Raw genomic sequence first — 14,741 nt, forward strand, 5'->3', positions numbered from 1 at the left:
CCGGCGCATGCGCAGGCAAGGGCATTTTTCAATCGCAAGGCAAGGTTCATGGAAGATATCACGCATCTTATCGGACACGTCCTCGAGCATTCCGTCGAGGACACGTTGTACCTTATTCCGTTCCTGTTCATCACCTATCTGGCAATGGAATGGCTCGAGCACAAGGCGGGCGACAAGGCCGAGGAGGCCGTGCGGCGCGCAGGCGCGGCGGGGCCGGTGGTCGGCGCGCTCGTGGGCATCGTGCCGCAATGCGGCTTCTCGGCGGCGGCGGCAACGCTGTGGGCGGGTCGCGTCGTCACGCTGGGCACGCTGTTCGCGGTGTTCCTTTCCACCTCCGACGAGATGCTGCCCATCTTCCTGGCCGAGCAGGTGGCGCCGATGACCATCCTGAAGATCATGGGCGTGAAGCTGATGATCGGCATGGTCATGGGATTCGTGGTCGACGCGGCTGTCCGCCTGGCGCGTCGCGACCGCGAGAAGCTGCGCATCCACGAGCTGTGCGAGCGCGACCATTGCCATTGCAACGGCGACTGCGAGGCTTGCGAGCAGCAGCCGGAGCTGGCGTACGATTTCGAGCACGATGAGGAGCACGAGCACCACCACGAGGGCGGTTCCATCCTGCGCAGCGCGCTCAAGCATACGGTGCAGGTCGCGGTGTTCATCTTCATCATCACGCTCGTGCTCGACGGCGCGCTGGAGCTAGTCGGCGAGGATGCGCTGGCCGCGTTCCTGGGCAGCAACCCGGTGCTGTCCGTGCTGGGCAGCGCGCTGGTGGGCCTTATCCCGAACTGCGCGGCAAGCGTGGTGATCGCGCAGCTCTACGTCGAGGGCGCGCTCGGCGCGGGCGCCATGATGGCGGGCCTTCTGGTGTCGGCCGGCGTGGGCCTGCTGGTGCTGTTCCGCACGAACCGCGGCCTTCGCCAGAACCTCATCGTGCTGGCGGGCCTGTGGGCAACGGGCGTGTTCTGGGGGCTTATCATCTCCGTGTTCGGCATCGTGTTCTAGGACGCCGATGCCGCGGTCGCGGGCCGAAGCGGCTATACGCTGAAGGGCCGCATCCGGTTCCCGCTAGGCGGGGGGACGGGTGCGGCCCTTCCGTCGTTTCGTGCGCATGGCCGCGCGCTGTGGCGCTGTGATAGCATGGGCTCCAACGATGAAAGGAGCATGCAATGGCAACCCTTGATGCCGGTATCACCCGCGAAGCGGCTTTCGACTTGCTCAAAGCCCACAACCAAGACGCCTTCCACATCGAGCACGGCGAAACGGTCGAGCAGACCATGCGCTATTTCGCGCGCGAGTTCGATGCGGAGAACGAGGGTTTTTGGGGCATCGTCGGCCTTCTGCACGATCTTGACTGGGAAGAGCATGACGACGATCCCGAGAACCACACGGTGTATGCTGCGGAGCTCATCGCGGCAGCCGGCGGGTCGCCCGAACTCATCCGCGCCATTCAAACGCACAACAGCGACTTCAACCCCAGCCTTCCCGCGCCCGAGCTGCAGATGGAGAAGGTCCTCTTCGCCACCGAGGAGCTGACGGGGCTCATCGGCGCGGCGGTCATCATGCGCCCGAGCAAGTCCGTCATGGACTTCAACGTGAAGTCGCTTAAGAAGAAGTTCAAGGACAAGCGCTTCGCCGCCGGCGTGAACCGCGACGTCATCCGCCGCGGCGTCGACATGCTGGGATGGGAGCTCGACGAGCTGTTCGAGCGCACCATCGCCGCCATGCAGTCGTTCGCGCCCGACCGCGACACGTTCGTTGCGGCCGAGTAACGCCCCGGCACCTAATTCGCCCAAAAGAATGAAACGCCCGGTGCCCCGTTGAGGGTCGCCGGGCGTTCTCGCGTTCGGCACCTGCCGTCTGCGAGCTTATCGTCTTTGCGGCGGCAGCCGCTTCGCTTTCCTGCCTGCGGGTCTTACCCGCTAGCGCCTGTTGAAGGGGCGCATGGTTACGGGGATGCCGTTTTCGCAGATCAGCTTCGGCTCGCCTTGGATGAGCGGGCGGAAGTAGTCCAGCGCCTCGTCGGAGACGCCCTGGTAGTTCGGCAAGATCCACTCGCTGGGGAAGGGGCGCACGAAGTTGGCAAGGTCGGAGGCGGGGCAGGCGAAGAACTCGGTGTTGTAGCCGCCGTCGACGCCCTGGCCGCGGCGGATGCCCACCACCTGTCCGGTGAACTCGGGCTTCGCGCTGCGCATATGCGCGGAGACGCCCAGGTCGTAGGACTCCTCAAGATCCACCAGGCTCATGGCGAAGTTGCTCGAGCGCGCCACGCGCGACAGGTCCTGCACCACACAGCGCGGTACGATGCCGGCTTCCACGATCATGGACTTCAGCCGTCCGGCGGCTCCGCCCAGCATGGCGTGGCCCAGCCCGTCGGCGGCCTTGCCGTTGGCGGACAGGTACGTGCCGTCGTACCAGCGCGCGCCTTCCGACACCACCACATAGCAGCTGCCCTGCTGCTCCATCTTCGCGCGCACCTGCTCTAGGAAGATGCTGCGGCGGAAATCAACCTCGGGCAGCACGAGCAGGTCGACGTCGCCGGTCAGGCACGTGCTTGCCGCAAGCCAGCCCGCGTCGCGGCCCATGGTTTCCAGCACGAACACCTCGGGGCGCGTGTAGGCGTCGTAGTCCATGCGCGTGGCGTGCGTGATCTCGCATGCCACCTTCGCGGCGCTGGCGAAACCGGGGCAGTGGTCCATAAGGCCCAGGTCGTTGTCGACGGTCTTCGGGATGCCGATGAAGCGCTTGTCTAGGTTGCGCTCGGCGGCCCAGGCGGTCATGGCGGCCACCGTGGACATGGAGCCGTTGCCGCCGATGTAGAACATGGTGGAGATGTCGTTCTCGTCCATGACGTCGATAAGGCGTTGGAAATCGGCCTCATCGGAGAACTTGTAGCGGCACGTGCCCAGCGCGCACGAGGGCGTTTGCTTGAGCACCTCGATCTCGCGACCGCTTAAATCGGTCAGATCGAACAGGTTGCCCGCCAGCGTTCCCTCGATGCCGTGAAGGCCTCCTAGGACGCGGTCGTAAAGCGGGTTGAGCTGGTTTGCGCGGATGACGCCGGCAAGGCTGGCGTTGATGACGGCGGTGGGGCCGCCCGATTGGGCGACAAGGCAATTGGCCATGCGATGCTCCTGCACGTTGTTCAGGGTAGGAAGGCCCCATTATCGCACGCCCGCGCCAGGCTGCGGGCGAAGGGCGAAAGGCTGCAAAAAAGCTGCGAACGGCGCAGGTGCGGCAGGGGCGAACGGGGCGGCGTCGCGCGGTCCCCCGTCGGCGTCGCGTCTCTTTGCGGAGCGGCTTGGCACGTCGCCCGAACCGCTTGCGACGTTGCCCGCCGACCGCGGCACTTCCCGGCGGCGGCGCCATGCAGTTGTGCGACAATAGAGAGGAACTATAGGAAAGCACTGCAATAAGTAGGTAATCACCATGTCTGCCAGATTCAACATCAAGGCGGCAGAGCCCGAGGCGGTCGCATGCCTGCAGCGCGAGCTGCACATGCCGCACTTCATCGCGGCCACGCTCGTCTCGCGCGGCATCGACACCCCGGAAGCCGCGAACCGTTTCCTCACGCCGTCGCTGGAGCGCGATTGGCGCGACCCCTACATCATCCCCGGGCTTTCCGAGGCCGCCGATGCGCTGGAGGCCGCCATCCGCCGCGGCGACCATATCCTCGTGTTCGGCGATTTCGACCTGGACGGCATCTCCGCCACCACCGTCATGACGCGCGGTTTGCGCGAGTTCGGCGCGCACGTCACGCCCTTCATCCCGCGCCGCTTCGAGGAGGGCTATGCCATCACTCCGGCGGCCATCGAGCGCCTGTCGCAGGTCAAGCCCGACTTCCTGGTGACCGTCGACTGCGGCATCGCCTGCAAGGCCGAGGTGCGCCTGCTGCAGGAGCGCGGCATCGAAGTGGCCGTCACCGATCATCACGAGCCTTCCGACCTGGTGCCCGAGGGTGTGCCCGTGGCCGATCCGAAGCGCGACCCCGCCTGCCCCAGCGCCATCCTGGCCGGCGTGGGCGTGGCGCTCAAGATGGTGCAGGCGCTGGGCGGGCGCTTCGGCAAGCCGCACCTGTGGCGCCAGTACACCGACTTCGCCACGCTCGGCACCATCGCCGACCTCATGCCCATGCGCGACGAGAACCGCGCCCTGGTGGCCGACGGTTTGCGCCGCATCAACCAGGCTCCGCGCCCGTGCATCGCCGCGCTGCTCGACACCTCGGGCGCCTCCGGCAAGCAGGTCACCGCCACCAACCTCAGCTTCTCCATCATCCCGCGCCTGAACGCCGCCGGCCGCATGGGCGACGCGCAGCTGGCGCTCGACCTTCTGCTCACCGACGACTTCGAGCAGGCCAACCAGCAGGCGCAGCGCCTCGAGGGCGTCAACGACCAGCGCCGCGCCATCGAGGCGGAGCTCTCCGAGATCGCCAAGGCCCAGGCCGCCGAAACCTACAAGGGCCAGCGCGCCCTGGTGGTGGCCGGCGAAGGGTGGCACGAGGGCGTGAAGGGCATCGTGGCAAGCCGCCTGGTGAACACCTACGGCGTGCCTTGCCTGCTGTTCACCATCGATGGCGACGAGGCGCGCGGCAGCGGCCGCAGCGTGGGCCAGGTCAACCTGTTCAAGGCCGTGGAAAGCTGCTCCGACCTGCTGCTGCGCTTCGGCGGGCACGAGGCCGCCGTGGGCGTGACTCTTCCCACCGAGAAGCTCCCCGAGTTCGAGCGTCGCCTGTGCGAGTACATGGACGCGCTGCCCGAGGGCGCGTTCCATCCGCTCATCACCATCGACGCCTGCGTGAACCTCGACGAGCTCACGCTGCGCAACGTGGCGCAGCTCGACGCGCTGGCCCCGTTCGGCCAGGAGCATCCCGTGCCCGTGTACCTGGCGCGCGACGTCACGCTGCTGCACAGTCGCGCGGTGGGCGCCGAGCGCAACCACTTCTCGTGCTCGCTTTCCAACGGGCGCACCACGGTGGCCGGCATCATGTTCCACTGCAACGACATCGAGGCGCTCATGAAGACCGACAGCGTGGTCAACGCCGCGTTCGAGGTGCAGATCGACGAATGGAAGAACCGCCGCAGCGTGAAGGCCATGCTCAAGTCGCTGTCGCCGGCGCGCACGTGCGTCGCCTTGGAGGCGTGCCTGAACCCGGAGAACCTCAGCTTCGTGAGCGATTTGTACGCCACGCGCGACGAGGAGCTGTGCGCCGACGCGCCGCACGATCCCGAGGCCATCGAGGAGTATGAGAACGAGCTGGAGGTCAATCGCGCCCATTGGGAGGCCATGGCGCGGCAGGACCCGCAGCGCCTGCGCGAGCATATCGTGCGCGCCATCATCGGCGACGGCCAGCTCCATCAGGCCCAGCGCGACATCCTGGATAACCTTGCCGAAGGCAAGTCGGTGCTCGGCGTTATGGTCACGGGCCGCGGAAAGTCGCTGACCTTCCAGGTGCACGCCACGCTGCGCGCGCTGGCTGCCCGCGAGGCCAGCCTGTTCGTGTACCCGCTGCGCGCCCTCATCGCCGACCAGGCGTTCCATCTGCGCGAGGCGCTGGCGCCCTTCGGCATCACCGTGGTCACGCTCACCGGTGAGTCCACGGTCGACGAGCGCCGTCAGGCGTTCGCGGGCCTAGCCGACGGCAGCGTGGACATCGCACTGACCACGCCCGAGTTCTTGGCCTGGCACGCCGACTCGTTCGCCTACACCGGCCGCGTGAAGTTCGTGGTGGTCGACGAGGCGCATCATGTAGGCCTGGCTCGCGCCGGCCAGCGCGAGGCGTACGCCACCATCGGCGCCGCGGTGCGCAGGTTGGGCAATCCCACGGTGCTCGCGCTCACCGCCACGGCCGACGACGAGTGCGCCCAGGCGGTGCGCCGCGAGCTGCCCATCGACGCGTGCGTGTTCGACGCCTCCGATCGCCCGAACCTGCGCCTGGACGACCGCCGCAACGTGCCTAGCCGCGACAACTACCTGGCCAACCTGGTGGCAACCGGCGAGAAGACGGTGGTGTTCGTGAACTCCCGCGAGCAGTCCGTGGCCGTCGCCCGCGCGCTGCGCAAGCACGCGCCGCAGGTGGCGCCGCTCATCGGCTTCTACAACGCCGGCCTGTCGCGCAGCGAGCGCAAGCGCATCGAGCAGCTGTTCCGCACCGATGCGCTCCTGGTGCTCATCGCCACCAGCGCGTTCGGCGAGGGCGTGGATATCCCGAACATCCGCCATGTGGTGCTGTACCACATGCCGTTCAATGAAATAGAATTCAACCAGATGTCGGGCCGTGCCGGACGCGACGGCAAGCCGGCCTGCGTGCACCTGCTGTTCAGCCGCAACGACTGCGCCCTCAACGAGCGCATCCTGGCGGATATGACGCCGTGCCATGACAGCTTGGCGCAGGTGTATCGCAAGCTGCGCGATATGCAGCGCGCCTCCGATACGCTGTTCTTCACCACCAGCGATGCCGAGCTGGCCAAGAACGTGTCCACCGACATCTTCCCGGTGAACACGGCGTCGGTCACGTGCGCCGTGGCGGTGTTCCGCGAGCTGGGGCTTATCGAGGCGCACGCCATGTTCGGTCCCGACGGGTTGGTCCGCTCCATCCACGTGAAGGACACGCAGGACAAGGTGCAGCTCACCGACAGCGTGCGCTATCGCGAGGGGATGGACGAGCGCGAGATCTTCCACGCGTTTCGCGATTGGGTCATGCGCAGCAACGCCTGCGACCTGCAGAGGCGCGTTTCCCATCCCATCCTGCCCACCACCGCCGTTGCAAAGGAGGCTGGAAATGAACAAGTCGAATAGCCGATCGGATCAGGGCCTGCTGGGGGCGCAGCCCGACGTTGTCCGGCAAACCGTCGACGATAGCCTGCTGGGCCGCCCGCACGTGGCGGAGAAGGCGTTTTCCACCGAGGCCACCAAGGTGCTGCCCAAGGGCGAGAAAACCCCTGATGAGCGCTTCGCCGACCTGCAGGACATGACGCGCGGCTACCTGACCGACGAGGAGGAGGCCAAGCTCGAGAAGGCCTTCCGCTTCGCCGCCGCGGCCCACGAGGGCGCGTGCCGCAAGTCGGGCGAGCCGTTCATTGCGCATCCGGTGGAGGTGGCCATCATCCTGGCCGACCTGCGCATGGACGTGGAAACGCTGTGCGCGGCGCTTCTGCACGACACGGTGGAGGATACCGACGTGACCAGCCAGCTGGTCGAGCAGGAGTTCGGCCCGCACGTGGCGCAGCTCGTCGACGGCGTCACCAAGATCACGCGCATCGAGGTGGAAACGCTCACCGACGAGCAGGCGGCAACCATCCGCAAGATGTTCGTCGCCATGAGCAAGGACATCCGCGTCATCGTCATCAAGCTGGCCGACCGCCTGCACAACATGCGCACCCTGGCGGCGCTCAAGGAGGATCGCCGCATCTTCAAGTCGCGCGAGACGCTTGAGATCTACGCGCCCATCGCGCACCGCCTGGGCATCAACTCCATCAAATGGGAGCTTGAGGACCTGAGCTTCTACTACCTCGAGCCCAACAAGTTCAAGCAGGTCTCTCGCATGGTCACCGAAAGCCGCTCCGAGCGCGAGGAGTATCTTGACGAGGTCATATCCGTGCTGCGCGGCGAGATGGACAAGGTGAGCATCCAGGCGCAGATCATGGGCCGCCCCAAGCACCTGTACAGCATCTATCAGAAGATGGCGAAGAAGGGCAAGGGCTTCTCCGAGATCTACGACCTGATCGCCGTGCGCATCATCGTCAAGTCGGTGAAGGACTGCTACTCGGCGTTGGGCGCGGTGCACACGCTGTGGCACCCCATGCCCGGGCGGTTCAAAGACTATATCGCCATGCCGAAGTTCAACATGTACCAAAGCCTGCATACCACCGTCATCGGCCCTGCCGGCCGGCCGCTCGAGGTGCAGATCCGCACCGAGGAGATGCACCGCCAAAGCGAGTACGGCGTGGCGGCGCACTGGCGCTACAAGGAGAAGGGCGGCCGCGGCAGCAACGACTCTATGGACAAGCAGCTGGCTTGGCTACGCGAGATGGTGGACTGGCAGGACGAGACGCACGATTCGCGCGAGTTCCTGAAGGACCTGAAGGTGGACCTGGCGCCTACCGAGGTGTTCGTGTTCACGCCGAAGGGCGAGGCCATGAGCCTGCGCGCCGGCTCCACGCCCGTGGACTTCGCCTACGCCATCCACACCGAGGTGGGCAACCATTGCGTGGGCGCGAAGGTCAACGGCGCCATCGTGCCGCTGGCCTACGAGCTGCAGCTGGGCGACCGCGTGGAGATCCTCACGCAGAAGTCGGCAAGCCCCAGCCGCGACTGGCTCAACATTGTGAAAACGCCCAGCGCGCGCAACAAGATCCGCGCGTACTTCAGCAAGGTCACCCGCGCAGACGACCTGCTCAGCGGCCGCGACAAGCTGGCGCGCGAGATGCGCAAGCACGGCCTGGGCATTTCCAACACCCGCTCCGAGCGCGCGCTGCGCACCGTCGCCGAGCATCTGGGCTACAAGGACGCCGACGACATGCTGGTCAACATCGGCACCAGCAAGGAGAGCGTGCAAAGCGTGGCGAACCGCCTGCTCGCCGAGCTGGGCCGCAAGGGCGATCAGCAGCCCGACCCGCTGAACCTGGGCACGGCGGCCATGACCACCGGCAAGCTGCCGCCCATGCTCACGCTGGTGAACAAGCCGAAGAAGCACGAGACGAAAAGCTCCAACGGCGTGGTGGTGGAGGGCGTGGAAGGCGCGCTCGTGCGCCTGTCACGCTGCTGCAACCCCGTGCCGGGCGATGACATCATCGGCTTCGTCACGCGCGGCCGCGGCGTGTCGGTGCACCGCCGCGACTGCCCGAACGCCAAGGAGCTCATGGCCCAGCCCGAGCGCATCATGAAGGTGCATTGGGAAAGCGACCTGCCGAAGAACACGTCGTTTAAGGTGGAGGTCTACATCGAGGCGCTCGATCGCCTGCAGCTGCTCTCCGATGTCGTGCTCGTGCTGTCGGGCATGGGCGCCAACGTGCTGTCGTCGAACACGGTGTCGCACCGCGACGGCATGGCCGAGATGCGCTTCCTGTTCCAGGTCAGCGATATCACGCACATCGATATCATCCTCAGCAAGCTCAAGGCGCTCGAGGGCGTGTTTGATGCACGCCGCATGGTGCCGAAGGTGGGCGGAGGAAAGGATTCCGCGCAGTTGTAACAAGGGCGCGGCGAATCGCCGCCTTGGGGGTTTCCGGGGCGGCGGGTTTCACGTGCCGGCTCGTTGGGGAAGGGGCGTTTCGGTGAAGTTTCCTTCCCGTTGCAAGGTAAAGGAGGGGCGGCGCGCCCGCCCCTGACGTACGAAGACGATGATTCAGGAGGTTGAACATGGCATATAAGGTGAAGGGAACGTGCGTTGACGCGGCGTTCCTGGTTCTGGGCGGATATCAAACCAACGTCTACGTCGTGTCGGACGGCTCCGCCACCTTCGTGGTGGACCCCGCAAGCGATGCGAAGAAGATCGTGGCGGCTTTAGGCGGGCGCAAGCTCGACGCCATCGTGCTGACGCATCGTCATTCCGACCATGTGGGGGCCGCCGCCGAGCTGCGCAGCCTCACGGGCGCCACCGTCATCGCGTCGGCCATCGACGCCGATATGATCTGCGGCGACAAGCCCGTTCCGCGCGATGATCACCAGTTCCCCGTCTGCCCGGTCGACCAGCGCGTCAACCACGGCGACGTGGTGAAGATCGGCAACATGCCGTGGAAGGTCATCGGCACCCCCGGCCACACCGAGGGCAGCATGTGCCTGTTCCTGGACTCCTCGCTCACCGAGCGCCTGGATGCCAAACCGGTGCTGATCGCCGGCGATACGCTGTTCTTCGGCTCCATCGGCCGCACCGACTTCACCGGCGGCAGCATGTCGGCCATGCGCAAGTCGCTCAAGCGCCTGGCGGTCCTGCCCGACGACACGGTGGTCCTGCCCGGTCACGGCAACCTGACCACCATCGGCGGCGAGCGTCGCCGCGTGTTCGCCTTCTACGCATAAGACGTAGCCTGGTCGGTAACCTTGTATCGTATGAGAAAGGCCCGCGTGAGCGGGCCTTTCGCGTTTTCTAGGTTGTTCGTGCGCGAGCTACACGTTCTTCAGCATGATGGTGCTCATGACGTCGGCGGCAAGCTCGCATGCGTCGCAGCAGGCTTCCATGCTGTCGAACAGGTTCGTCCACACCTGCACGCGCATGGGGTTGTCGTAATCGTTCACGTGCAGGTCGCGGATGACCTTGGTGTAGAGCTGGTCGGCCTGCTCCTCGAGGTCGTGGACCTTCACGATGAGGTGCACGAAGTTCTTCGACTTCTTGAAGTTGCGGAAGTCGCACATGGCGTTGTCGAGCGCCTCGCAGCTGCCCTGGATGAGCTTTGCGAACTCAAGGGCCTGGTCGTGCATGAAGTGGATGTCGTACATGTAGAAGCGAAGCATGACGTCTTCGATATCGTCGACGATGTCATCGAGCGCCTGGCACATCTCGATGATGTCCTCGCGGTCGATGGGGGTGATGAAGTCGGTGGCGACCGTCTTGAAGATCTTGTGGTTGATCGTGTCGCCCTCGTGCTCGATCTCATGCGCCTTCTGCGTGTTCTCCTCGAGCGCGGATGCTTCCGTGAACTGCTCGATGGTTTCAACCAGCAACGCCGACTCGGCGACGGCGAGCTTCGAGTGCTGCTCGAATGCGCCGAAATAGTCGAACTTGTGCTTCCTGCCCATGGGGTCTCCTTCTAAGAACAAGTACCTACCACGTTCGCACGTGCGATTCCAAAGTGTAACGCAAGTTAACGTGCGTGAAACGGGGAATCCACGGCGGCGTTGCGAAAGACGCGAACCGTCAACATCCCGTTATATTGGATGCCCCGTTTGCGCAACAGCTGGGGTGGATGCCCCATTTGGCGGCGGGGTGGATGGGCTCCCGCCTGCACGGGTGGATGGCGCCGCCCTATCCGCCCGTGCGCTTTCGCTAGCGGGCGGGCGGAAGCCCCGGCGGCTGGGGCGGCGTGCGCTGGGCGTCGTCCGGGCTTGCGGGGCCCCTACGTCTCGCTCTCGGGACGCGGCGGCTGGTCGTCGCTTTCCGGATAGCAGCGGTTCTCGCCGTCGGTGCTGGTCACGCCATTGCCCAAGGCGCTATCCGACGACGAGCCGTCGGCGGTGATGGGCGCCATGCTGCCGGTTGTGCCCAGGGAGGTGATGGGCGGCATGCTGCCGGTGACGCCTTTTGCGGTAACCGGGGGGATGGGGCCGGTGAGGCCGGTGGTTTGCGCTTGGAAGCCGGTGGGGCGGCGACGGGCGCGCACGCGGCTGGCCATGCGCTTGACCGGCTGCGCGACGGCTTGCGTGACCACGTCGGAGTAGTCGCGCGCCGGGCGGGTCCGCCAGCCGAACGCCAGCGATGCGTAGCGGATGCCCATGACCAGCGCGACGCACGTGATGGCGGCATACTGGTCGAACAGGTGGTTCGATTTCATGACGGCGAACGCCAGCGCGCCGATGAGCGCCGCGCTCACGTACACCGTGCCCGCTTGGAACGCCTCGGGTTCCCGGTTCATGCAGATGTCGCGCACGATGCCGCCGCCGTTGGCGGTGACGGTGCCCAGGATGACGGCGGGCACCAGGTCAAGGCCGGCGGAGAGCGCCTTGCCCGTGCCGATGATGGCCCACAGCGCAACCGAAAGGTTGTCTAGGAAGTCCATGAGCGGGTCGAAGTACGTCATGAGCTTGCCGAAGTAGAACACCACGATGCCGGCGGCGATGCAGGCGAGAATCAGGTTCGGCTTCTGAAAGGCATAGATGCCGTAGTCCTGCAATAGGATGTCTCGCGTGATGCCGCCGGCCAGGCCGACCACGATGGCGATGCAGCAGACGCCGAAGATGTCGTATTTCGCCCGCACCGCGCTGAGCGCTCCGAAGATGGCGCCCGAAATGGTTGCGGCGAGCTCGAGCCAATAGGGGATAGCCAGGGCTACTTCCAGCATGAATACCCTTTCATATGGGAGTCGTTATACAGGATGAGGTTGCCGCCCGCCCCGATGCGGGCAAACATGCGGGCGTGCAGGTTGCGCCGCGGACGGGCGGGCGGTTGCGGCGCAGGGCATGCGGCTGCGCTATTCCACCGCCAGCACCTGGGCCTGCGTGGGTCGGCCGGAGAAGTCAAGCTCGCCGGTCAGCTCGCGCGTCCGTTCGGCGGTGAAGCCCGGTTGGTCGAAGGCGGCGATCAGGTTCTTCGCCTTGTACTGAGCCTGATCGTAGAGGTCCCAGAAGCCGGTGGTGCGCACATCGCCGGTGAAGGGGTTGGTCCAGGCGGCGTGCTCATGGTTGTCGAACACGCTTTCTGCGGCGGCCACGGGGCGATGGCTCATGGACTGGTAGAACGAATGCGGGCGCGCCAGGCGCTCGACGCGGCCGATGAGGTCGCGCTTGATGCCGGTGGGCGACCAGAACAGGCGCTGCACCCGGCGGAACCCGTGCACCGACAGGCGGAACAGGTTGTGCGGGACCGCTTCGCCGTACACGTTCAGGGCCAGGTAGGCGTACATCTTCGACACGGCGTCGAGCACCGCCTCGCTGGCGTGCAGGATCTCGCGCGAGGGGTTGAACACGGCCACGGTGTCGCCGCGCTTGGCGAACAGCACCATCTCGTCCAGCTCGCTTTCGATGACGCCGTGCACCTCGCTGCCGTCATCGCGCGTCAGGCCCGGCTCGCCTGCGTCGCACAGCGCGTGCTCGTGGCAGTACACCAGCGGGTGCACGGTGGAATCGAGCGCGTAGTGGCAGAGGAATCCCAGCGCGTAGGCTCGTCCGAGGGGCTTCTCCTCGGGTTCCAGGACGCCGAGGGAATCCTTCAGCGCCGCCAGCAGCTCGGCGGGCTTGCGGCTGTGCATGGTGTTGCCCAGCTTGTGGAATGCCGTGGAGCGGAAGTCGGCCACCGCGTAGAACAGCGGGTCGGGGCCTTGATTGCCCAGCAGGAACGCGTCGGCTTCGTCGCGCGATCCGCCGATGGTCTGGAACAGCGCGTCGTACACGTCGCGTCCGAAGAAATCATGGGTGATGATGGCTGGCATTCCGAGTCCCCGTTTCTCGTGTGGCTGACATTCATTTTACGTGGACGATTATAGCCATCATATACAATGGATTGCGCGCCGCTCGGCGGCGTTCAACGTACATGCACGATTCGGTGATCGAAACCGCACGGGCCTGCGCGTCGGCGGGTTCCGCCGTCGGCGCGGGCCTTGCCGATAGCAAGGAGCAGCCATGGGATTGGGCCTTCGCAGCCTGTCGAAACGCGAGCGCAGCTGGGTTTTGTACGACGTGGGAAACTCCGCGTACGTCATGCTTGCGGCAACGCTCATCCCCATTTATTTCTCGGCCATCGCCGAGCCCGGGTCGTCTGCGGTGGTGGCCTGGGGTTATGCGACCACGGTGGCCTCGCTGGCGCTTGCGCTGCTCATGCCGTTTCTGGGCAGCCTGGCCGATCTGAAGGGCAACAAGAAGAAGTTCCTTGCGGGCACCATCGGCACGGGCGCGCTGTCGCTCGCGGTCATGGGCGTGCCCGGCAACGCCATGGTGTTCTTGGCGATATACGTGTTCTCGTCGGTCATGCTCAACGCGTCGCTGGTGTTCTACGACGCGTTTCTGGTCGACGCCACCGAGCAGGAACGCTACGACGAGGTCTCGTCGCAGGGCTACGCGTGGGGCTATATCGGCTCATGCATCCCGTTCATCGCGTGCCTGGTCATCGTGCTGTTCGGCAGCAGCTTCGGCATCGGGCAGCTTGACGGCATCCGCATCTCGTTCGTCATCACCGCGCTGTGGTGGGTGGCGTTTTCCGTGCCGGTGCTGCGCGACGTGCACCAGACGCACTTCAAGGCGCGCGAAGCGCATCTGTTCCGCCATACGCTCAAGGGCCTGGCGGGCACGTGCAAGAAGATCGCCCGCGACAAGCGCCTGCTCATGTACATGCTGGCGTTCTTCTTCTACATCGACGGCGTGCACACCATCATCACCATGTCCACCAGCTACGGCACCGACCTGGGCATCGACTCCACGCAGCTGGTGCTTGCGCTTTTGGTGACGCAGTTCGTGGCGTTCCCGTCGGCCATCGCCTACGGGCGACTGGCCGGGCGCTTCGGCACCAAGCGTATGCTGCTGATCGCGGTGTTCGCGTACTTCTGCATCACGCTGTTCGCTGCATTCTTCCTGCGCTCGGCCGCCGAGTTCTGGGTGCTGGCCGTGTGCGTGGGCCTGTTCCAGGGCGGCATCCAGGCGCTGTCGCGCAGCGAGTTCGGCAAGCTCATCCCGAAGGAGAACGCCAACGAGTACTACGGCTTCTTCGATATCTTCGGCAAGTACGCCACCATCATGGGCACGCTCCTCGTAAGCGTGTTCACCCAGCTCACGGGCTCAAGCAGCTACGGCGTCCTCAGCGTGGCCGTGCTGTTCATCATAGGCTTCACCCTGCTCTGGAAGATGCCCGAGGAGGGTGCCCGCTAGCAAGCGGTGAGCGGGGGGCCGATGTTGCTTGCGGGGGTGCGGGCAAGCAGCCTGCGGGTTCGCGGGGCGTAATCGGGGCGTGCGAGGCCGCTCGCGGTCTGCGGTTCGCAACCCGCGGCCCGCAACCGCGCCCAAGCGCGTCGCCGCTCGGGCTCGTCGGCCGCGTCTGTCGTCGCACGCGTCTGCTCGTGGTCCGCGGTCTCCAGCCGCAACTGTGCCATGCTCGTCTGCTG

The 14,741-nt window shown here is 65.7% G+C and carries 10 protein-coding genes; 6 read left to right on the top strand and 4 right to left on the bottom strand.

Features of this window, described 5'->3' with window-relative positions; genetic code table 11:
- The first annotated feature begins 48 nt into the window (after positions 1 to 48).
- Positions 49 to 1,005, top strand: coding sequence for a putative manganese transporter (locus Q0D52_RS00120; protein ID WP_294379289.1), 957 nt, complete (start codon positions 49 to 51; stop codon positions 1,003 to 1,005).
- A gap of 164 nt (positions 1,006 to 1,169) precedes the next feature.
- Positions 1,170 to 1,772 carry an HD family phosphohydrolase gene (locus tag Q0D52_RS00125; protein WP_294379291.1) on the top strand — a complete coding sequence of 201 codons (603 nt, stop codon included), beginning with the start codon at positions 1,170 to 1,172 and terminating at the stop codon, positions 1,770 to 1,772.
- A gap of 150 nt (positions 1,773 to 1,922) precedes the next feature.
- Here Q0D52_RS00125 and Q0D52_RS00130 read toward each other — a convergent pair whose 3' ends face one another.
- Complete coding sequence (locus tag Q0D52_RS00130; protein WP_294361265.1) at positions 1,923 to 3,125, bottom strand: diphosphate--fructose-6-phosphate 1-phosphotransferase; 1,203 nt, start codon at positions 3,123 to 3,125, stop codon at positions 1,923 to 1,925.
- A 304-nt stretch (positions 3,126 to 3,429) separates the two neighbouring features.
- On the opposite strand from Q0D52_RS00130, the gene recJ reads away from it, so the two are divergent.
- The 3 genes from recJ to Q0D52_RS00145 all read left to right on the top strand — a co-directional run bounded on the left by recJ (position 3,430) and on the right by Q0D52_RS00145 (position 10,017).
- Complete coding sequence (gene recJ, locus Q0D52_RS00135; RefSeq protein ID WP_294379294.1) at positions 3,430 to 6,795, top strand: single-stranded-DNA-specific exonuclease RecJ; 3,366 nt, start codon at positions 3,430 to 3,432, stop codon at positions 6,793 to 6,795.
- Positions 6,779 to 9,190, top strand: a complete 2,412-nt coding sequence (locus Q0D52_RS00140) for a bifunctional (p)ppGpp synthetase/guanosine-3',5'-bis(diphosphate) 3'-pyrophosphohydrolase (RefSeq protein ID WP_294379296.1) — start codon at positions 6,779 to 6,781, stop codon at positions 9,188 to 9,190. The genes recJ and Q0D52_RS00140 overlap by 17 nt, the downstream gene beginning before the upstream one ends.
- Before the next feature lie 167 nt (positions 9,191 to 9,357).
- Positions 9,358 to 10,017, top strand: coding sequence for an MBL fold metallo-hydrolase (locus tag Q0D52_RS00145; RefSeq protein ID WP_294379298.1), 660 nt, complete (start codon positions 9,358 to 9,360; stop codon positions 10,015 to 10,017).
- A gap of 87 nt (positions 10,018 to 10,104) precedes the next feature.
- Here Q0D52_RS00145 and Q0D52_RS00150 read toward each other — a convergent pair whose 3' ends face one another.
- From Q0D52_RS00150 to Q0D52_RS00160, 3 genes are all read right to left on the bottom strand, one after another.
- Positions 10,105 to 10,734: a DUF47 family protein gene (locus Q0D52_RS00150; protein ID WP_294361273.1), complete on the bottom strand. Its 630-nt coding sequence runs from the start codon at positions 10,732 to 10,734 to the stop codon at positions 10,105 to 10,107.
- 317 nt (positions 10,735 to 11,051) lie between these two features.
- The gene (locus tag Q0D52_RS00155; protein ID WP_294379300.1) at positions 11,052 to 11,993 is read right to left on the bottom strand and encodes a trimeric intracellular cation channel family protein; all 942 of its coding nucleotides are present in this window, start codon (positions 11,991 to 11,993) and stop codon (positions 11,052 to 11,054) included.
- Positions 11,994 to 12,122: 129 nt separating this feature from the next.
- Positions 12,123 to 13,079 (bottom strand): zinc dependent phospholipase C family protein, encoded by a 957-nt coding sequence (locus Q0D52_RS00160; protein WP_294379302.1) that lies wholly within the window; start codon positions 13,077 to 13,079, stop codon positions 12,123 to 12,125.
- A 190-nt stretch (positions 13,080 to 13,269) separates the two neighbouring features.
- On the opposite strand from Q0D52_RS00160, the gene Q0D52_RS00165 reads away from it, so the two are divergent.
- Positions 13,270 to 14,508 (top strand): MFS transporter, encoded by a 1,239-nt coding sequence (locus tag Q0D52_RS00165; RefSeq protein WP_294379304.1) that lies wholly within the window; start codon positions 13,270 to 13,272, stop codon positions 14,506 to 14,508.
- Positions 14,509 to 14,741 lie beyond the last annotated feature (233 nt).

It is taken from the genome of uncultured Senegalimassilia sp. (assembly GCF_934630535.1).
Classification (GTDB): domain Bacteria; phylum Actinomycetota; class Coriobacteriia; order Coriobacteriales; family Eggerthellaceae; genus Senegalimassilia.